Here is a 17503-nt window from a genome sequence, read left to right on the forward strand (position 1 = left end):
CCCGTACTGTGCGGTGGCTGCCGGGGGCCGCCCGGCGGATGAGGGGTCGTCCGGATCACGGAATCCGCAGGAGCATCGCGCCCCAGCTGAAGCCACGGCCGATGCCGATCGTCACGACGAGATCGCCGGAGCGGATCTTCCCGGAGCGGAGATTCTCGGAGAGGCAGCTGGGGATGGAGACGCTGGAGGTGTTGCCGCGCTCCTGGATATTGGTGAGGAGCCGCTCGCCGGGGATACCCAGCGTCCGGCACACCTGGTTGATCATGTTCAGGTTGCCCTGGTGCGGGACGAACCAGTCGATGTCGTCCACCGACAGCCCGTTGCGCTCCAGGATCTCCTGGCCCACGTGGGAGAGCAGCTGCGGGCCGACCGCGCCGACCTCACGGCCGCGCATCAGCATCTTGTCGTTCTCGTCGATGTCGAAGGCGTCGAAGTACGAGCCGTCCGCGTGCAGCGCCACGTCCAGCAGACCGCGCTTCTCGGTCTGCGCCGACCAGACCGCCGCCGCGGCTCCCGCCCCGAACAGCGCCGAGTACCGGTAGTCGAAGTTCAGGATCGGGCGCGGGTTCTCCGCGCAGACGACCAGCGCGTTGCGCATGCCGAGCGCCGGGAGCATCGCGGCGGCGGTGGCGGTGCCGTACATGAAGCCGGCGCAGGCCACCGAGGTCACGTCGAAGCAGGTGGCGTGGCGCAGCCCGACCTGCTTCTGCAGCGGCAGCGAGATGTCCATGTAGTTGTTGGTCGCGCTGGAGGGATTGGTACGCGGCCGGGTGGTGGAGGTCGTGCCGATGACGAGGTCGATGTCGTCGGGGTCCAGGCCGGCGGCGGTCAGGGCGTCGTCCACCGCCTTGGCCGCCATCTCCACCGCCCGCTCCTTCTCGTCGGCCGGCCAGTGGCGGCTGACGATCCCGGTGTTCTCGCGGATCCAGGCGTCGTCGATGCCCAGCGCGTCGAGCTGCTCGAAGTAGGCGTTGGTGACCGGCTCGCCGGGGAAGTAGTGGCCGATCCCGGCGAGCCGTACGGGAGCGATCGCGGTGGGCGGCAGGGGGCGGAGCCGGGCCGTCGCCGGGTCGGGGGCGGTGGTGGTGGTCATCGGTAGCAGCCTTCCGGGTCCATGGTGCGCAGCAGAGCCAGTTCTTCGGTGGTGACGGCCTTCTCGACGGTCAGGAACCGGCCGACCCCCGTGGAGGCATCGGGGAAGGTCCAGCCGGTGAGGTCGCGTACCGCCGCCTCCGGCCCGTCGGGGAGGTCCTGCCCGGTGCGGCCCCGGCCCGGCACCGGTGGCAGCCAGGTCGTCAGCTCGAAGGGCATGCCGGGCCCCGGCCGGGTGAAGCGCCCGAACTGGCTGACCACATCGCGGACCCGCAGGCCGGGACTGGTGAGGTGGGTCAACCGGGGCACGTAGCGGCGGGCCGAGGCGACCGCGATCACCACGCAGTCCACGGACGAGGCGATGTCGTTGGCCCCGCCGGAGCCGGTGATCCAGCGGCCGTCGGGCAGCAGCGTCGTGTTGATGTTGGCGTCCGGGTCGATCTCGGCGGCGGAGAGCACGCCCAGGCAGCGCGGGTTGGCGGCCACCGCGCCGCCCAGCGTCTCGGCGACACCGGCGAGCATCCGCGAGCGCTCGGCGTGGCGCTGGCTGAAGAGGAAGACATCGCCGGGCTCGGGGTCCATGGACTGCAGACCCAGCTCGGCGGCCACCTGCACCTGGATGCCGTCGTCGGCCAGCAGCCGGGCCGCAAGCCACGCGGACATGTGCGAGGTGCCGATCCCGGCGAGCAGCGTGTCGTAGCCGCGCTCCCGGACCAGATCGGCGACCGCGCGGGCGCCGAGCACGATGAGCTGCTCCTGCTCGGTGGGGGCGCCGGACCCGTCCGCCGGGCTCCGGACCTGCTCCGGAGTGCCCGGGGGAGCGGGGAAGACCAGCGCGGCGCGGCGCTTCTCGCCCAGCCGCTCCAGGTAGTCGGCGTGGCTCTCCACCCCGCCGACCCACTTCTCGTACCAGTCGGCGGCGGTCTCGGGGGCCTTGCAGGCGGCCACGATGTCGGTGAGGAACGTGTAGTCGTCCAAGTAGCCGTCGACACCGGCCAGTCCGCCCGTACGCAGCGACTGCGGGTGGGCGCCGAGCGGTGTCTCGCACAGGCCCAGCACACGGGCGGCAGGGATGACCACCCGGTCCGGCATCGCCGCGATCACCTCGTCGTCGACGATCGCCTCCACGGAGGCCAGCACACCCTCGGTGGCGGCGTACGCGGCCCAGGCACCCTCGCCCAGCGGGGGACAGGCCACCACGTTGCCCCGGCGGTCGGCGACGACGCCGTGGAACAGAGTGAAGCGCGGACGCAGCGGGCTGAGCAGGGTGACGGACCGCTCGGGGTCCTCGGGGTGGGGCACCAGGTGGAGGGCGCCCTCCTTGCCGTTGCGCAGGTCGGTCTCGGCGAGCATCGAGCCGGTGGTGGCGAAGGGCTGGCCGAGCGCTGCGGCCATCAGCCGCTGGGTGTAGCTGAGCAGCGACCACATCTCCACCTCGAACGGCCTGCCCTCGGCGAGTTCGCGGTAGAGACGGTTGGGGCGCGGCGAGGGGAAGGTGTCACCGACGAAGCCCGTGATCACCTTTCGTACGGCACCGGAGAGGGCGAGCGCGTGGGCGCTGGAGTGCACGGCGGTGGTGCTCACCGTCAGACTGTGGCTTCCGGCGAAGGCCCGGCACACCGCGTTGAGGAGGGCGTTAGGCCGTGACATGGTCGCCGCCGCGTGCACGTGGTCGCCCTCGCGGACGAAGTGGCGCACCAGGTCGTCGGGCCCGGTGGCCAGGTAGGGGGCGGTCCGGCGGCCGGCGGTGGAGGGGCGCTCGGGCGCTGTTGTCATGCGTGCTCCAGGGCCATGGCGGAGGTCTGCGAGCCGAATGCGAAGGACAGCGAGACCGCGAGGTCGATCTCGGTGTCCCGCGGCCCCTCGGCGACGTGGTCGTAGTCGCACTCGGGGTCCGGCGTGAGGTGGTTGGCGGTCCGGGCCAGCCGCTGGTGGTGGAGCATCAGCGAGGTGGCGGCGACGTTGATGATCCCGGCCATGCCGAACGTGTGGCCGTAGACGGGCTTGTTGGAGCCGTGCGGCGGCAGGTCGGCGTCGTCGTGGCGCGGCAGCAGCCGGCGCAGGGCCCGGCTCTCGGCGATGTCGTTGTACCGGGTGGCGGTGCCGTGGCCGCAGACGTAGCCGATCTCCTCGGGCTTGCGCCCGGCGTCGTCGAGCAGGCCCGCGACGACCGAGGCGGTGACATCACCGACCAGGTCCATGCTGGTGGCGTGGCCGGCCTCGTTGAGGGCGCGGTGGCCCAGGATCCGGGCGTAGATCCGCGCGCCGCGCGACCGGGCTGACGACTCCCGCTCCAGGCAGAGCGTCATGGCGCCCTCGCCGAGGGCGAATCCGCGCCGGCTCTTGTCATAGGGGCGCACGGCGGTGACGGGATCCTCGCTCTCCGGCGAGAGCACCCCGTCACCGAGGGCCAGGTAGCAGCGGGCGACCTCGGGGACGATGGGGAACTCGTGCCCGCCGGCGAGGACCACGTCGGCGCTGCCGGAGCGCAGCTCGCGCAGGGCGAGGCCGATCGCGTGGTGGCCGCCGACGCAGGCGCTGCTGAGCGTGGTGACCAGACCGCTCGCGCCGACGTCGATGGCGGCCAGAGTGGCCGGGCAGCCGGCCAGCCCGCGGAACATGGCCGTCGCCCTGCCCCCGTACGGATCCTGCTCCGGATCCGCCGCGATGGTCTCGGCCCACCAGGACAGCGGCCCGCGGGACGAGGACTGGACGATGCTCAGGCGCTCCGGGGCGATCTGGCCCCGGGCGATTCCGGCATCCTTCAGCGCGTCGCTGACGGCGGCCATGGTCGCGAGGATGTCCCGGTTGTACTTGGCGGCGTGCGCCGGGAGGAGGTCCGGCAGCCGGGCCGAGACGTCGAACTCACCGAGCTGCGCGGCCGCGTGGACGGGCAGCCCGGCAGCGGCGAACGCGGGCTTCTCCAGCCGGCTCACCTGCGAGGTGCCGGTGGAGACATGGCCCCAGAAGGCATGGACATCGGGAGTGCCGGGCAGCACGCACCCGATGCCGGTCAGCACGATGGGATCGGAGGGGTCCGGGGAATGGGCTCGGCTGCTGTCCATGGACCGAAGCTAACTGCCCTTACATGAGCCTCGATATGGCCGTCAAGTACTCATGCGCGCCTTATTTGATGACTGCCGGTACTCGGCTCCCGGGCCGTACGGCGACACCTCGCCACCCGAACGCCATCGCCCGCGGCGCTCCCGTCCCGTACGCACACCGACGGCCCGGCACCTCCGGGAAGGCGGTGCCGGGCCGCTGCGGGATCGTGTGGGTGTCCGGTTCAGGCGTTCTTGATGTCGCGCCGGTCCACGGCGTACGTACCGGCGGCGACGACCACGACCGAGAAAGCCACCAGCAGCGCGACCCCACCCCAGGGGACTCCGTCGAGCAGCGGGTCGTTGCCCAGCGCCCACTCCCAGGGGGAGACGTTCACCAGCGGCTTCAGGGCGTCGGACATCGGCCCGATGGCGTGCAGCAGGTACCCGACGACGAGCACGCCCGCCGCCACGCCCAGCGCGGGACCGCGCCCGAAGCCGAACCCGACGACGGCGTACGCGACCCCCGCGTGCAACACGGCCAGCAGGGCGACCGTGAGCGTCACCGCCGCCACCCCGCCCCCGGAGACGTCCATGTCGAAGGCGACGACCGAGCCGTACACCGACAGCCAGACCAGGACACTGGTGAGGACCAGGCCGAATGTCACGCACAGGAAGCGCACCAGGAAGACCCGGCGGCGGGCGACCGGCAGCGCGAGCAGCAGTTCGAGCCGCCCCGCCTCCTCGTCCCCGCCGGTCAGGGCGGTGGTGGCGGTGACGGCCATCAGGCCGAGGAGCAGCGGCAGCAGGACCGCGTACAGGTTCCCCTTGAGGTAGCCGCTCGCGCTGCCGAGCTGGTCGATCCCGAACGCCGCGGCCACGTCCGGGGACACGCCGGAGGAGAAGTCCTCCAGGGCGCCGGAGCTCTCCATCGAGGGCCAGGCGCCGACGACGGAGAGTGCGAGTACGACCAGCGCGGCCGACCAGGCGATCAGTGTGCGCTGCTGGATCTGTACTCCGCGCCGGAAGATCTCCGAGCTGGGCGATGACATGTGTTTCCCTTCTGGCCGGCCCGGGGGGACGGCCTTGATGACTGAGACCCGTGGCGTTGGTGTCCGGCGGTCGCTACCGCACCGGGTCGGCGGCCGGGGAGGGCTCCTTGGCCGTGGAGCTCCGGCTGCCGGGGACGCCCTGCTGGTAGTACTCCAGGAACGCCTCCTCCAGGTCCGGTTCGGGCGCGGTGAGCGTCCTGATCCGGTGGCCCGCCAGGAATGTGAGCAGCGCGTCGGGCGAGCCGGCCCACGTGAGGGAGACCTCCTGGCCGTCCGGCCGCCGTCGCTCCACGGCCGATGCCCCGTCCAGGGCGGCCAGCGCGGCGAGCGGGACGTCCTCGTCCTCCGCGAAGGTGATGTGGAAGCGCTGTGCGGCCCGGCGGCGCAGCTCCTGCGTCGGCCCGGAGGCGGCCAGCTTGCCGTCCTGGAGCACCGCGACCAGGTTGGCGACCCGCTCGACCTCGGAGAGGATGTGCGAGGAGAGCAGCACGCTCTGCCCGTTGTCCCGGGCCTCCTCGACGGTGGTGAGGAACACCTGCTGCATCAACGGGTCCAGCCCGTTGGTCGGTTCGTCCAGGATGAGCAGCTCCGGCCGGGCCATGAAGGCGCCTACCAGGCCGACCTTGCGGCGGTTGCCGGTGGAGAGCCCGCGCACCTTCCGGGACACGTCGACGCCGAACCGCTGGACCAACTCGTCGCGGTAGGCGGTGTCGCGCAGCCCCCGCAGCCGCCCCCAGGAGGTCAGCGTCTGCCCGACGGTCAGCCGTTCGTCCAGCCGCAGTTCGCCGGGCAGATAGCCGATGCGCCGTCGGACCTCGGGTTCGGTCGGATCCTGGCCGAACACCCGGACCCGGCCCGACGTGGGCCGGGACAGGCCCATGAGCATACGGATCGTGGTGCTCTTGCCCGCTCCGTTGGGCCCCAGGTATCCGTAGACCACGCTCGGGGGGACTGTCAGGTTCAGCTGGCTCAACGCGGTGAAGTCACCGAACTTCTTGGTGACATCAGTGCATTCGATGAGAGGGGTCACGTCTCTTCTGCTCTCTCCTCTTGCGTCCACGGCTCTTGCGTCCGCGGTCGGCCGGGGGCGTCCGGCGGGCATTCGAGGGCATCGGGGGTGGGGGCGTCAGCGGTCTGCCGTACGGTGCGGCAGTTCGTTCACTGATTACTGAATCTGATCAATAAGATTACCGACGCGCCTCGCCTGCTGCAACGAAGCACTCACCTTCCGTGGCCCGAAATGCTCTGGTCATCGGCGTGCGACGGGTCACGGTTCGCGGCGGAAGCGGCCTGCCACCAGTAGCCGTTCTCCACACCGAGTGCCGCTGTGCGGTCCAGATGCCCGGAGTCCCGCAGCAGCCGGACCCCCGCCTCCAGCAGCGCCGGATTCCCCTCGGCCACGGAGGCCGCCAGCGCCCGCGCCTCGGCGAGCGCCCCGCCGTCGGGCACGGTGCGTTCCACCGCGCCCAGTCGGGCCAGCTCGTCCGCCCGTACGCGCTCCCCGGGGATCAGCAGCATCCTGGCGGCCACTCCGCGGCCGGCCCGCCGCACCAGCGAGTGCACCGCGCCACCGCCCGGCACGGCGCCGACCCCCAGTTCCGGAAGACCGAACAGGGAACCCTCGCCGGCCACCACCAGGTCGCAGGCCAGGGCCAGTTCGAGCCCGCCCCCGAGTGCATATCCCTCGACGGCCGCCACCACGGGGAAGGGGGCCTCGTGCAACGCCGAGAACACGGTACGGAAGCAGGCCCGCCGCACCGCGCGGCGCGACAGGTCCCGCCAGTCGGGTTCGCGGGTGTCTGCACCACTGGAGAAGGTCCCGCCGGCCCCGGTGACCACCAGCGCGCCCGGTGCGTCCCTGCCCCGCTCCGTCAACCTGCCTAATTCATGGGCGAGTTGACCCAACATCGCGGTGGACATCGCATTGCGGCGGTGTGGCCGGTTCAGTGTGAGGGTGACTACCCGCCCGTGTCGCTCGACCAGCAGAGGGCTGTCCGCTGTGCCGGTGGTCGTCTCCTGGGGGTTCATCCGCAGTGCCTCAGCATCCTGAACAGCTCCTTGCGCCCGGACACGCCCACCTTGTGGAAGACCCGGCTCGCGTAGTTCTTGACGGTCTGCTGGGTGAGGCAGAGCTCATGGGCGATCTCCTCGTTGGAGCGCCGGCGGAGTAAAAGTCCGAGAATCTCCTCCTCGCGTCCGCTCAGCTTCCACTGCCCGCCCGTGTCGACGCGTTGTGCCGCCGGTGCGCGCTCGGACTCGTCGACCCCCAGATGCCAGAAGCTGCGCCCGCTCAGCACGTCGTGCAGCCCCTTGACGATGGACTCGGGCGGGCAGGACTCGTGCACGAACCCGGCAGCCCCGCCCCTGATGCAATTCACCACGCTGCGAGGGGTGTTGTCCCTGCTGTAGAGGACGACCCGGGTACCGCTCCAGTACGCCAGATTGCCGAGCACCCCCTGCCACTGCTCGTACTCCACCAGTGCGACGTCCGGTCGGCGTGCGGGGAGGCTGCCGACGGCGGTCGGGTGCGGGCAGCCTCCCAGCACGGTGACGCCCGGATCGCCCCGGAACAGATCGAGAATCGCCTTGCGTATCAAGGGTGACGAGTGCAGGACCAGGAGTCCGCATCTGCCCTTCTCTGCCATACCAGAACCCCTCGTGCTCCGACAGCGACGGCTGATGCCGTCTTCGTTCGATATATTGTGAATGTGCTGAACCACGTTCTCGAGGTGATGCCCTCCCTGTCCGGTGGAAGTCCGTGCCGGGGCGGTGGGAAGGGGGATTACCGCGCCCTTCGGCGCGTGACTGCATTACTGCCGGGGTGTCCGCCGAGTATTCAGGCGGAATGCATGCTTCTTCCAGCAGATATTACTGGTGCGTAGATAACCCTGGAGGGTGCTATTCCCGGTGCAAGGCACAGCTGTTCCATGGCCCGTTCCACTATCGCAGACCGGTGATGCCAGGTTTCGATGCCCACGTTAAGGTCCTGTGACATCCGTGGGAACAGTGGGCCCGGGGTGTGCGCGCGGCGACACGGAAACCGGTAGAGCCCGGGTCGCGGCAGCGTGGCGGGGAAGTCCGCACGGTCCCGCCGAGGTGATGTAAGCCTGGGGGGTCAGCTGGCTGTGGCACGTTCCTCCTCCCTGATTGTGCGTTTCAGCCCGATGGCCGCTCAGGGCACGCGCGGGGTCAATGAATGCACGAGCTCCGCCTCTGAATCCAGGCCAACAGTAACCGGAGAGTTACCACTTGTCACGCAGCAAAGGAATCAGAAGCGGGGGCTGCGGTATCTCCGTCGTCGGTTTGAGCGAGTCGGATGCGGGTGAGGGCAGCTTGCATGGTGCCGGTGATCTGAGAGGGGGTTTGATGTAGGCGGACTGCCCTTTGTCTCCTGGTGGGTTCCTCGTCAGGTGGGCGTCGTCTCGGCCGTTATACGCTTGGCGAGATTGTCGATCACGGCGACGTGGATCATGGCCTCGGAGCGAGCGGGGAGAGTCCCGTAGTCGCGGGCCGGGCGGCGGCTGCGCGGGAACCGGGAAAAGGATCTTGCTATCGTCCAAGCACAGTGCGCTTATGGATAGTCAAAGCAGTGAGCGGACGCTGAAATTCGGTCGTGAGGGCCTGCAACGGTTGGTCGTTGTGGCCCGACGGCCGCGGGCCGGATGAACGACGAGGGGAACAGGTCGTCATGCGTGACGACAGTGACGTCGGCCCTGGGGAACGATTCCGGTGGCGCCGTGACGGCGAGTCAGCGGGACCGGTGATGACCTCGGTGAGGCCGTGGGAGCGGACCGGCAGCGAGAGCGACGACCGTCACCTGCGGCGACTTGCGGTGATGTGTGTCCGACAGCCCACCCGCCAGTAGTTGGTCGACCACCGGGAGTCGACCCAATGCAGTACGTCTTGGCGGACCGGGCGGTCGCGCTGGGCTGGTGCGCCCTGTCCGGTGCGGTGCTGGCCGAGCACCGGACGGGTTGTCCGCTCCCGGGACGGATGGCATGTGACGATCCCGAAAGTCCTGCCCGCCTGCATCATGGTGGCCTGGTTCGAGGCGGACGAAGCGAAACTGGTGGCCAAACGCGTCCGCGCTGAAGCCGTGGGCACGGTCCGAGGCGGCCCCAGCCTCGCGGGCGGGCTCGTGCGCTGCGGATGCAGTAACCGGCCCTGCCCGAAGACGTGTGTGCTCGGGACGTGGCCAACTGCGGCGCAGAGGAGCGCTGACAGCTGCTCAACTCCGCCTGCGTGGGTGCCTTCGTCGAGCAGCAGGTCGTCGCCGCACTGATGCCGGCCGTCCCTGCGCGCGGCCGACCAGGTTCTGGCCGAGCGGGCCGATCCGTAGTGCCGGTGCCCGGCGGGCCACACGAACAGCGCGGGACACTTGCCGCGCGGCCAGGGCCGTACCTCCGGCCGGGCGTGCTCCTTCGTGCCGTGAAGGCCCCGGCGCACGAGTCGGCGGGCGCGGCGGATCCGATGGACCGTGCCCCGGGCCTCGACCTGATTGGCGCGTCGATCCGGAGCCGGCCGGCGGCCAGGGCGTACTCGGCAAACTTGCGTCCGCGGGGTCGGTGCTCTCGACGGCCATGGTGCGTGGCGTCGGCGTTGCTGGGGTCGGTGTCCCAGGGGATGAGGCCCCATTGGCGCGGTTCGAACCATGTGAGGGTGAAGAGCGCAGGGTGAAGCATCAGGTCGGGATGGGTCTCCAGCGCCCGTTGAGAGTTGCTGCGCACGTCCTTGGGGAACCGGGATCCGGTGTAGGCGAGGCTGCGTAGGGCCAGTCGTTCCGCGGCCTGGGCGGGCGTGAGCGGTGCTTCCGGGTCCAGTACCAGGCCGTCTTCGATGTCCGGCTTTGTGGCGCTGCAGTGGCGGCGGGTTCGGGGTCGGTCGGACGGGGTTTCGTTTCCGATTCCCCTGTTCCGAGACGGATCGGCGAGGTCGCCTGCGCAGCGGCGGCCGGCAGTACCGGGGTGACGGAGTCCACCTGGCTGCGCGCCCCTCCACATCCGCGAGCGCCCGGCCCCCGGCGGTGTCGACCTCCCCGGACGAGTTCAAACCCGTATTGGAACCGCTCTGCGCCCACGCCCAGCAGAACCACGGCCTTCCTCGCCTGGTGCCTTCGCGCCGGGCCGGTGATTGACACATCAATCACGGGTCATATGATTGACGTGTCAATCATGGGAGGTGTCGGCATGGCCCAGGCGCGACGTCGTGTGCTGCCCACGCGGGAGCAGCTGCGGGTGTGGCGGGACTACATCGAGACGGCTGAGGTGCTGCGCTCGCTGATCGGAAGCCGCCTGCAGGCCGACTCGGGGCTGTCGTCGGCGGATTACGCGGTGCTCCTGGCGCTCAGCGAGGCCGACGGGCGGACCTTGCGTTCCTCAGAGCTGGCCGAGTTGATCGGCTGGGAACGCAGTCGCCTCTCACACCATCTCGGGCGCATGGAGAAGCGCGAGCTGATCCACCGGAGCGCGTGCGCGGGCGACAGCCGCGGTGCGGAAGTCGCCCTCTCGGAGGCGGGTGCGACTGCGTTCCGCTCCAGCTCTGTTCCGCACCTACGCGCCATCCGCGAGATTTTCATCGACGCGTTCAGCCCGGAGCAGCTCGCACAGATCGACACGTTGACCACCACGTTGCGTGAACACCTCGACAGAGACGCACGCGACTGACCCGATCCTCGTAGAGGAGACCGCGCGCCCCGGCATACATGCACCCGCACGGTCCCTTCGTGTTCTTTTCAGCGAAAGGACCCTTGCTTTGCATTTCGGCATCTTTGGTGTGGGCGATATCGCACCTGACCCGGCTACAGGCATCCCGCGCTCGGAGGCGCAGCGTATCCAGGACACGATCCGGGTGGCGAAGGCCGCGGACGAGTTCGGCCTGGACGTGTTTGCGTTCGGCGAGCATCACAACCCGCCGTTCGTCGCCTCCGCGCCGCCGGTGCTGCTCGCGTATGTGGCCGCCGAGACGAAGAACATTCTTCTGTCGACCTCGATCACGCTGATCACGACGAACGACCCGGTGAAGATCGCCGAGGACTACGCGTTCCTGCAGCACGTGGCGAAGGGTCGCATGGACCTCATGCTGGGCCGTGGCAACACGGTGCCGGTGTACCCGTGGTTCGGGCAGGACATCCGCCAGGGCGTCCCGCTGGCGCTGGAGCACTACAACCTGCTGCACAAGCTGTGGCGCGAGGACGTCGTGGACTGGGAGGGCCGGTTCCGCACACCGCTGCAGGGTTTCACCGCGACCCCCAGGCCGTTGGACGGCATCCCGCCGTTCGTGTGGCACGGCGCGATCCGCACTCCGGAGATCGCCGAGCAGGCCGCGTACTACGGCAACGGGTATTTCGCGAACCACATCCTGGCGCCGAACTTCCACTTCAAGCCGCTGGTGGACTTCTACCGGCAGCGGTTCGAGCACTACGGGCACGGCAGAGCCCAGGACGCCATCGTGGGTCTGGGTGGTCAGGCGTTCATCGCGAAGAAGTCGCAGGACGCGTATGACCGGTTCCGCCCGTATTTCGAGAGCTACCCGATGTTCCAGGGCACAAGTCTCGAGCAGATGGTCCGGAACACGCCGCTGTCGGTCGGTTCTCCGCAGGAGGTCATCGACAAGACTCTCACGTTCCAAGAGGGTTTCGGCGACTACCAGCGGCAGATGTGGGCGATCGACATCGGTTCGCTCCCCGTCGACGTAGCGCTGGAGCAGGTGGAGCTGCTGGCGACCGAGGTCGTCCCGGTGCTCCGCAAGGAGATGGACGCCCGTCGGGCGCCCGGCGTCCCGGATGCCCCGACGCACGCCTCGCTCGTGCAGGCCGCCTACGGTGACGGCGAGACGCGTCAGGCGCGGCCCCGCCCGAACTCCGGTGACAACACCTCTGGGCCGCTGCCGTATCTCGACAGCGACCCGGAGCGGCCCGCGAACATGCCGAGGGTCGTATGAGCCTGGGGGAGGCGCCGTTCCGGCTCGTCGCGATCAGTGCCGGCACGAGCGACCCGTCGACAACGCGGATGCTCGCAGACCGGGCTGCGCAGGCGGTGGTGGCGCGTCTGCGGGAGTCGGGACGGAACACATCGGCGCAGGTCATCGAACTTGCCCCGAGCGCGACCGAGATCGCGCAGAGCCTCGTCAGCGGATATCCGGCCGAGGCCGTGCAGAACGCGATCGAGCAGCTCACCGTCGCCGACGCGCTCATCGTGTCCACACCGGTCTACAAGGCCGGGATCAGCGGTCTGTTCAAGTCGTTCGCCGACCTGCTCGACAACGACCTGTTGATCGCCAAGCCGGTGCTGCTGGCGGCGACAGCAGGCAGTGCCCGGCACGCGATGGTGGTTGACGACCAGCTGCGACCCCTGTTCGCGTTCCTGCGCGCACTGCCCGCACCGACCTCGCTGTTCGCCGCCCCCGAGGACTGGGGATCGCCTGATCTCGGCAAGCGCATCGACCGCGCAGCCGCCGAGCTCGCCGCTCTCATCGTCAGCGGTATCGGGCGCGACATCGCCGACGGCGGATGGGGCGGCTACCAGCACGCCTTCGGCGGCAACGCCACCCGCGCCGAACGCACGACCGCCGACGTCGACTTCGACACCGACCTGATGCGCCTGGCCCGCGGCGGCAACTGACCGCGGCGGACTGCCCGCGCCCATGTGCTCCCTGCGCCGTACGATCCCGTGCGCAGGGCCTGTGAGAAAACAGAGAAAGAAAGAACGAATACAGATGACCAACCTTCGTATCGCCGTGATCCTCGGAAGCACTCGTCCGGGTCGCAACGGCAAGGCCGTCGCCGACTGGGTGATCGAGCAGGCCGCCGGCCGCGACGCGAGCTATGAACTCGTCGACCTCGCCGACTACTCGCTGCCGCTGCTGGACGAGGCGATCCCGCCGTCGGCCGGGCAGTACCAGGGCGAGCACACCAAGGAGTGGGCGCAGACCATCGCGCAGTACGACGGGTTCGTGTTCGTGACCCCCGAGTACAACCACTCCACCTCGGGTGCGCTGAAGAACGCGCTCGACTACGTCTACACGGAGTGGAACGACAAGGCTGCCGCGTTCGTCGGTTACGGCGGACTGGGCGGTGCTCGCGCGGTCGAGCACCTGCGCGGTATCGCGTCGGAGCTGCAGTTGGCGCATGTGCGTCAGCAGTTGGGCTTCTCGCTGATCACCGACTTCGAGAACTTCAGCACGTTCACCCCGGGCGACCACCATGCGCCGCTGGCTGCGACGCTGTTCGACCAGCTCGAGCGGTGGGCCGCAGCACTCAAGCCGCTGCGCGGCTGACGCCGCCGGTCCGGGGAGGCAGGCGTGCCGGTCTGCCTCCCCGGACCACCCTGAGCAGACCCGATGAGAGGACGGAATCGAGATGGTCATCGCCGTGTGGACCGTGGCCGGCGTGCTCGGCGCGTTCAATCGCCTCACCGGCGCCGTGGAGACATTCACCTCGGGGGAGCAGCTGCCGAAGCGGATGCCATGGCCCCAGTCCACCGGTAAGGGACGGGCGTACATGGCGCCGTGGCCGGAGATCGCCGGCGCGGCCGGTGTGATCGTCCCGTTGCCCCTCGCGTACACCGTGGCCGGACGGCAATGGGCGCGGTGGGTGTCTTTTACGGCGGTCGTCGGGCCGGCCCGCATCCAGGTGCTCGCGCCCGGCGTGCACGTGGCCCGCAGGGAGTTCCGTGCCCTCTCGGTCAACCTGCTCCTGATCAGCGTGGGCGTGGCCGCGGCGGTCCTCGCCTCCTTGCCGCGATGAGCGCCGCCGAGAGTGGTGTGGGGGTGCGGTCTGCGACGGTGGTCGTGATCGGCGCCGGGCAGGCGGGCCTCTCCGCCGCGTACCACCTGCAGCGGCACGGCTTTGTCAGCGCGCTGGACGACCCTGCTGCGGAGCGCACGTTCGTGGTGCTCGACGCCGAGGCTGCTCCGGGCGGCGCCTGGCGGCACCGGTGGGCTTCGTTGACGATGGCGACCGTCAACAACATCTTCGACCTGCCCGGCTATCCGAAACCGCCCATCGACCCGGAGAGCCCCAGCCGTGAGGCGATCCCGGCCTACTTCGCCGAGTTCGAGCGCGCCATGGGCCTGCCGATCCTCCGTCCCGTCCCGGTGACCGCAGTGCGCCGTGCCGACCAGGACCCGGACGGCGACCTCCTCGTCGAATCGAGCGCCGGCACCTGGCGGACCTGGGCGGTGATCAATGCGACCGGCACCTGGACCAACCCCGTTCTGCCGCACTATCCCGGCCAGGAGAGGTTCCGCGGGCGGCAGCTGCACACCCGTGACTTCGTCTCCCTGCGGGACTTCACGGGTGGGCGGGTGGCGATCGTCGGCGGCGGCATCTCCGCGATCCAGCAGCTGGAGGAGATCTCCCGCGTCGCGACGGTGTTCTGGTACACGCGACGTGAGCCGGTGTTCCGCGAGGGCGAGTTCCACCCGGAAGACGGCGTCCAGATCGTCGCGAAGGTCGCCGCTGACGTCGAGGCCGGAAACCCGACCGGCAGCGTCGTCTCCTACACCGATCTGGCCTGGCTGCCCTACGCAGTCGCGGCGCGTGATCGCGGGGCGCTCGTGCGTCGTCCCATGTTCACCGCGATCGAGCCCGACGGCGTCCGCGAAGCCGACGGTTCCTTCACCCCGGTCGACGTCATCCTGTGGGCCACCGGATTCAAACCAGCCCTCGCTCACCTCGATCCGCTGCATCTGCGTAACGAGCGCGGCGGCATCGCGATGCGCGGCACCCAGGTCGCTGCCGAACCCCGCGTGCATCTGATCGGCTTCGGCCCCTCCCAATCCACCGTCGGCGCCAACCGCGCCGGCCGTGACACGGTCCGCGCCCTGATCGAGCGACTACGGCGCACACCGACGCCGACCAGGGCTCCCTAGACGGGCTGTGCGGGAGCACTGCCGCTCCCACACAGCCCACCTCGGGCCCACGCGGGCGACACCGACAAACCACACAACTACAGGCCGAAGGCCATGTCGACTCAGGAAGGACCCGCCCCGGTCGGAACTCCATCGCGCCGAACACGGGAAACCATCAGAGCTCCGACGAGGGAAGCGACGGGAAACCGAGGCGCCATGGCTGCTTCCTTCCGTGGTCGCGTCAGCCAATTGGCCAGGGACGGCCGGCGTCCCCGGCTCGATAAACAGCTGACGTGTGCCTGGTGAGTCTGTGCTGGATCAACGGCCGTGGGGACGCTGGTCAGGTGGCGTCCTGCGCGGTGGGGTTCGGGGGAGGGCCGGTGAGCTTGCCCACGGTGAGGACCATGCGGTTGGCGTAGATGAAGTAGGCCACGCTGTGGATGAAGTCGAGCATCGCAGGTGCGTCCAGGCCTTGTTCGGCCAGGGCGGCAGCGTGTTCGGGGCCGAAGGTGGCCGGTGTCGCCGTGAGTGCCGCCACGCAGTCGGCCAGCACCCGCAGGTGTTCGGGCAGTTCGGCGTCGATGCCGTCGTCGAGGACCCGGCGGGCCGATCCGCAGTCCCCGCTGTACTGCCCGAAGCGCAGGGCGTGGACGCCCGTGCAGTACAGGCATCTGTTGACCCGTGAGGTGACGAAGGCGGCGAACTCCCTTTCTATCGGCGACAGTTCTTTGTCCTGGCGGTCCGCGGCGCGGTCGAGGTCCGGGGCGCGGTGGAGGTCCGGGGCGTGGCCGAAGACGCCGTCCTCGATCGAGGCCATCGTGCGGGCGACCGTGCGGTCGCCGGCGCTGAGCCGGGACGTGGACCGGGCCGCCCGCTGCTCGCCGAACGCGGCGGCCCAGTCGAAGCCGTCGTCCGGTTCCTCGGCCAGCCAGGCGATCCAGCCGTCGTAGCCGCGGGCGAACCGGTCGGGCCGCTGGACCGGACCGGGGCCGATCACTCGCCCGGTCTCCTGGCCGGCTGTGTGGTCTGCCCCGTGCTCTGACACGTGTTCTGTTGCCTCGTCGGTCATGCCCGGACTCCGTTCGTACGCTGCCAGGCCGCGGCCACCGCGGCTCCCGCCCGCACCCGCAGCAGCAGGGTGAGGGCCGACACCAGTTGGGCGATCACGATGAGTTGGCGCTGCGTCCACCCGGCGTCGAACATCTCCTGGAGGTCGCCGGGGCGGGCGTCGCGCGGGTGCAGCACCAGCAGGTGCGCGTATCGCAGTGCCTGGGCGGTCCTGGCCCCGACCGAAGCGGTCAGCTCCGGTGTCACTGTGAGGGAGGGGCCGGGCCGGCTCTCGGCGGCGAGCGCGCCGCCGCCCTTGTGCACGCCGTACGGTCCCGGCGCCACGTCGCGGCTGGCGGTGCGCCGCACACCGGCCGCGTACGCGTCGGACGCGCCCGCCTCACGCAGGCGGCGAGCGTAGCCGTCGGCGGACTCCGCGGAGTGCAGCGCAGCGACGTAGACGGCCAGGGTGAGCCGTTCCCCCGGGGTGACGCCGAGGTCGTCGGCGGGCGCGAAGAGCAGTCCGTCGGGGCGGTCGATCAGGCCGGAGATCTCGGGGCGGCTCGCGCGCAGGCGGTTGGTCTGGGCGTGCCAGGTGCGCTCGCGGGTGAAGGCGATCAGAGCGACCAGGCCCAGGGCAATGTCCAGAGCCCACAGCCGATAGCGCCAGGGGGCGGAGACGGGCAGTGGCGCCGGCCAGGGCGTGGCGCCGCTACCGATCTGGGCGAGTGGCCAGTCGGTGACGTGGTGGCCGCCATGCAGTGATGATCCACGCGGAGGCCCGGGCCGGCGCGGTGGTGTGCGTCCGCGCCCCGGTGGCCTTCGCAAGCCGCGCACGGCAGAGTGCAGGTCCGACTCCTATGTCGGTACGCGCTGGGTCAAGCCGGCCACGATGAGGGACAGCCCCGCCGCGAACGCCGATTCGTGATCGATTCGTGGCGTGTCGGGCGGTAGGTCCGGGCTGTCGCCGGGTCCTGCGTCCGCCTGTTCTTCCAGGACGCTGCCGACCGTGAACCGGCTGGCGGTCAGCATCGCCATCTGCGCGTCGCGCTCGGGCACGCCGGAGTCGATGAGGAAGGACATCTTGCGGCGGATCCGGTCGAGGTCTGCCGTGGGCGTGGAGCCGGCGTGGAGGCGTGCGCCGTCGCGGCGCATCAGCAGGGTGCGCCTGAAGCTGCGGGTGTTCTCCAGGAACCATGCGCGCCAGTCGTCCTCAGGCGTCGGCAGCGGTGCGTTCGCATGGGGCGCCATCGCGGCCTGCGCCATGGCCGCCAGGAGGTCCTTCTTGGTGCGGAAGTACCAGTACAGCGACGGCTGTTCGACGCGCAGGCGCTTCGCCAGCTGTCGTGTGCTGACGGCATCCAGGCCGACCTCGTCGAGCAGGTTGAGCGCCTCGGTGACCACGATCTCACGGTTCATCTT

17 protein-coding genes and 1 pseudogene are annotated in these 17503 nt (G+C 70.0%); 6 read left to right on the forward strand and 12 right to left on the reverse strand.

What is annotated here, in order from left to right; all coding sequences use genetic code 11:
• Nucleotides 1–55: 55 nt before the first annotated feature.
• The 9 genes and pseudogenes from CTZ28_RS29900 to CTZ28_RS47800 all read right to left on the reverse strand — a co-directional run bounded on the left by CTZ28_RS29900 (nucleotide 56) and on the right by CTZ28_RS47800 (nucleotide 10185).
• Nucleotides 56–1093, reverse strand: a complete 1038-nt coding sequence (locus CTZ28_RS29900; protein ID WP_259471876.1) for a ketoacyl-ACP synthase III — start codon at nucleotides 1091–1093, stop codon at nucleotides 56–58.
• Entirely contained in the window at nucleotides 1090–2868 is a 1779-nt protein-coding gene (locus CTZ28_RS29905; protein WP_121892835.1) for a CoA-transferase, read from the reverse strand. Before CTZ28_RS29905 ends, CTZ28_RS29900 begins: the two co-directional genes overlap by 4 nt.
• On the reverse strand, nucleotides 2865–4157 hold the full coding sequence (locus tag CTZ28_RS29910) for a beta-ketoacyl-[acyl-carrier-protein] synthase family protein (RefSeq protein WP_121892836.1): 1293 nt from the start codon (nucleotides 4155–4157) through the stop codon (nucleotides 2865–2867). Before CTZ28_RS29910 ends, CTZ28_RS29905 begins: the two co-directional genes overlap by 4 nt.
• Before the next feature lie 221 nt (nucleotides 4158–4378).
• A complete protein-coding gene (locus tag CTZ28_RS29915) occupies nucleotides 4379–5185 on the reverse strand; it encodes an ABC transporter permease (protein ID WP_121892837.1) in 807 nt (268 codons plus the stop codon).
• A 73-nt stretch (nucleotides 5186–5258) separates the two neighbouring features.
• Nucleotides 5259–6215 (reverse strand): ABC transporter ATP-binding protein, encoded by a 957-nt coding sequence (locus CTZ28_RS29920; protein ID WP_121892838.1) that lies wholly within the window; start codon nucleotides 6213–6215, stop codon nucleotides 5259–5261.
• 191 nt (nucleotides 6216–6406) lie between these two features.
• Nucleotides 6407–7213, reverse strand: a complete 807-nt coding sequence (locus CTZ28_RS29925; protein WP_121892839.1) for an enoyl-CoA hydratase/isomerase family protein — start codon at nucleotides 7211–7213, stop codon at nucleotides 6407–6409.
• Nucleotides 7210–7830 carry a response regulator transcription factor gene (locus CTZ28_RS29930; RefSeq protein WP_121892840.1) on the reverse strand — a complete coding sequence of 207 codons (621 nt, stop codon included), beginning with the start codon at nucleotides 7828–7830 and terminating at the stop codon, nucleotides 7210–7212. The genes CTZ28_RS29925 and CTZ28_RS29930 overlap by 4 nt, the downstream gene beginning before the upstream one ends.
• A 761-nt stretch (nucleotides 7831–8591) precedes the next feature.
• Nucleotides 8592–8705, reverse strand: a pseudogene (locus CTZ28_RS29935) (IS5/IS1182 family transposase); the annotation flags it as partial.
• A gap of 511 nt (nucleotides 8706–9216) precedes the next feature.
• On the reverse strand, nucleotides 9217–10185 hold the full coding sequence (locus CTZ28_RS47800) for a DUF5954 family protein (RefSeq protein ID WP_220795449.1): 969 nt from the start codon (nucleotides 10183–10185) through the stop codon (nucleotides 9217–9219).
• 186 nt (nucleotides 10186–10371) lie between these two features.
• On the opposite strand from CTZ28_RS47800, the gene CTZ28_RS29940 reads away from it, so the two are divergent.
• From CTZ28_RS29940 to CTZ28_RS29965, 6 genes are all read left to right on the forward strand, one after another.
• Complete coding sequence (locus CTZ28_RS29940; RefSeq protein ID WP_121892936.1) at nucleotides 10372–10848, forward strand: MarR family winged helix-turn-helix transcriptional regulator; 477 nt, start codon at nucleotides 10372–10374, stop codon at nucleotides 10846–10848.
• Between the two features lie 88 nt (nucleotides 10849–10936).
• Nucleotides 10937–12124: a CE1758 family FMN-dependent luciferase-like monooxygenase gene (locus tag CTZ28_RS29945; protein WP_121892841.1), complete on the forward strand. Its 1188-nt coding sequence runs from the start codon at nucleotides 10937–10939 to the stop codon at nucleotides 12122–12124.
• Nucleotides 12121–12804, forward strand: coding sequence for a CE1759 family FMN reductase (locus tag CTZ28_RS29950; RefSeq protein WP_121892842.1), 684 nt, complete (start codon nucleotides 12121–12123; stop codon nucleotides 12802–12804). Before CTZ28_RS29945 ends, CTZ28_RS29950 begins: the two co-directional genes overlap by 4 nt.
• A 94-nt stretch (nucleotides 12805–12898) precedes the next feature.
• A complete protein-coding gene (locus CTZ28_RS29955) occupies nucleotides 12899–13459 on the forward strand; it encodes an NADPH-dependent FMN reductase (RefSeq protein ID WP_121892843.1) in 561 nt (186 codons plus the stop codon).
• Nucleotides 13460–13541: 82 nt separating this feature from the next.
• Entirely contained in the window at nucleotides 13542–13928 is a 387-nt protein-coding gene (locus CTZ28_RS29960) for a hypothetical protein (protein ID WP_121892844.1), read from the forward strand.
• Complete coding sequence (locus CTZ28_RS29965) at nucleotides 13925–15055, forward strand: NAD(P)-binding domain-containing protein (RefSeq protein WP_121892845.1); 1131 nt, start codon at nucleotides 13925–13927, stop codon at nucleotides 15053–15055. Before CTZ28_RS29960 ends, CTZ28_RS29965 begins: the two co-directional genes overlap by 4 nt.
• Nucleotides 15056–15374: 319 nt before the next feature.
• Here CTZ28_RS29965 and CTZ28_RS29970 read toward each other — a convergent pair whose 3' ends face one another.
• The 3 genes from CTZ28_RS29970 to CTZ28_RS29980 all read right to left on the reverse strand — a co-directional run bounded on the left by CTZ28_RS29970 (nucleotide 15375) and on the right by CTZ28_RS29980 (nucleotide 17500).
• Nucleotides 15375–16031: a peroxidase-related enzyme gene (locus tag CTZ28_RS29970; RefSeq protein ID WP_121892846.1), complete on the reverse strand. Its 657-nt coding sequence runs from the start codon at nucleotides 16029–16031 to the stop codon at nucleotides 15375–15377.
• Nucleotides 16032–16099: 68 nt separating this feature from the next.
• Complete coding sequence (locus CTZ28_RS29975) at nucleotides 16100–16909, reverse strand: carboxymuconolactone decarboxylase family protein (protein WP_147481213.1); 810 nt, start codon at nucleotides 16907–16909, stop codon at nucleotides 16100–16102.
• Nucleotides 16910–16939: 30 nt separating this feature from the next.
• A complete protein-coding gene (locus CTZ28_RS29980; RefSeq protein ID WP_183154667.1) occupies nucleotides 16940–17500 on the reverse strand; it encodes a TetR/AcrR family transcriptional regulator C-terminal domain-containing protein in 561 nt (186 codons plus the stop codon).
• Nucleotides 17501–17503 lie beyond the last annotated feature (3 nt).

Origin of the sequence: Streptomyces shenzhenensis (assembly GCF_003688995.1) — a bacterium.
In the GTDB taxonomy this organism is placed as follows: Bacteria; Actinomycetota; Actinomycetes; order Streptomycetales; family Streptomycetaceae; genus Streptomyces; species Streptomyces shenzhenensis_A.

Excerpts from the sequence above, each read along its gene's own strand:
- CTZ28_RS29915 (WP_121892837.1), bottom strand. The coding sequence starts at position 5,185 with ATGTCATCGCCCAGCTCGGAGATCTTCCGGCGCGGAGTACAGATCCAG.
- CTZ28_RS29905 (WP_121892835.1), bottom strand. The coding sequence starts at position 2,868 with ATGACAACAGCGCCCGAGCGCCCCTCCACCGCCGGCCGCCGGACCGCC.
- CTZ28_RS29950 (WP_121892842.1), top strand. The coding sequence starts at position 12,121 with ATGAGCCTGGGGGAGGCGCCGTTCCGGCTCGTCGCGATCAGTGCCGGC.
- CTZ28_RS29980 (WP_183154667.1), bottom strand. The coding sequence starts at position 17,500 with ATGAACCGTGAGATCGTGGTCACCGAGGCGCTCAACCTGCTCGACGAG.
- CTZ28_RS47800 (WP_220795449.1), bottom strand. The coding sequence starts at position 10,185 with ATGTGGAGGGGCGCGCAGCCAGGTGGACTCCGTCACCCCGGTACTGCC.
- CTZ28_RS29910 (WP_121892836.1), bottom strand. The coding sequence starts at position 4,157 with ATGGACAGCAGCCGAGCCCATTCCCCGGACCCCTCCGATCCCATCGTG.
- CTZ28_RS29940 (WP_121892936.1), top strand. The coding sequence starts at position 10,372 with ATGGCCCAGGCGCGACGTCGTGTGCTGCCCACGCGGGAGCAGCTGCGG.
- CTZ28_RS29965 (WP_121892845.1), top strand. The coding sequence starts at position 13,925 with ATGAGCGCCGCCGAGAGTGGTGTGGGGGTGCGGTCTGCGACGGTGGTC.
- CTZ28_RS29900 (WP_259471876.1), bottom strand. The coding sequence starts at position 1,093 with ATGACCACCACCACCGCCCCCGACCCGGCGACGGCCCGGCTCCGCCCC.
- CTZ28_RS29960 (WP_121892844.1), top strand. The coding sequence starts at position 13,542 with ATGGTCATCGCCGTGTGGACCGTGGCCGGCGTGCTCGGCGCGTTCAAT.
- CTZ28_RS29925 (WP_121892839.1), bottom strand. The coding sequence starts at position 7,213 with ATGAACCCCCAGGAGACGACCACCGGCACAGCGGACAGCCCTCTGCTG.
- CTZ28_RS29955 (WP_121892843.1), top strand. The coding sequence starts at position 12,899 with ATGACCAACCTTCGTATCGCCGTGATCCTCGGAAGCACTCGTCCGGGT.
- CTZ28_RS29930 (WP_121892840.1), bottom strand. The coding sequence starts at position 7,830 with ATGGCAGAGAAGGGCAGATGCGGACTCCTGGTCCTGCACTCGTCACCC.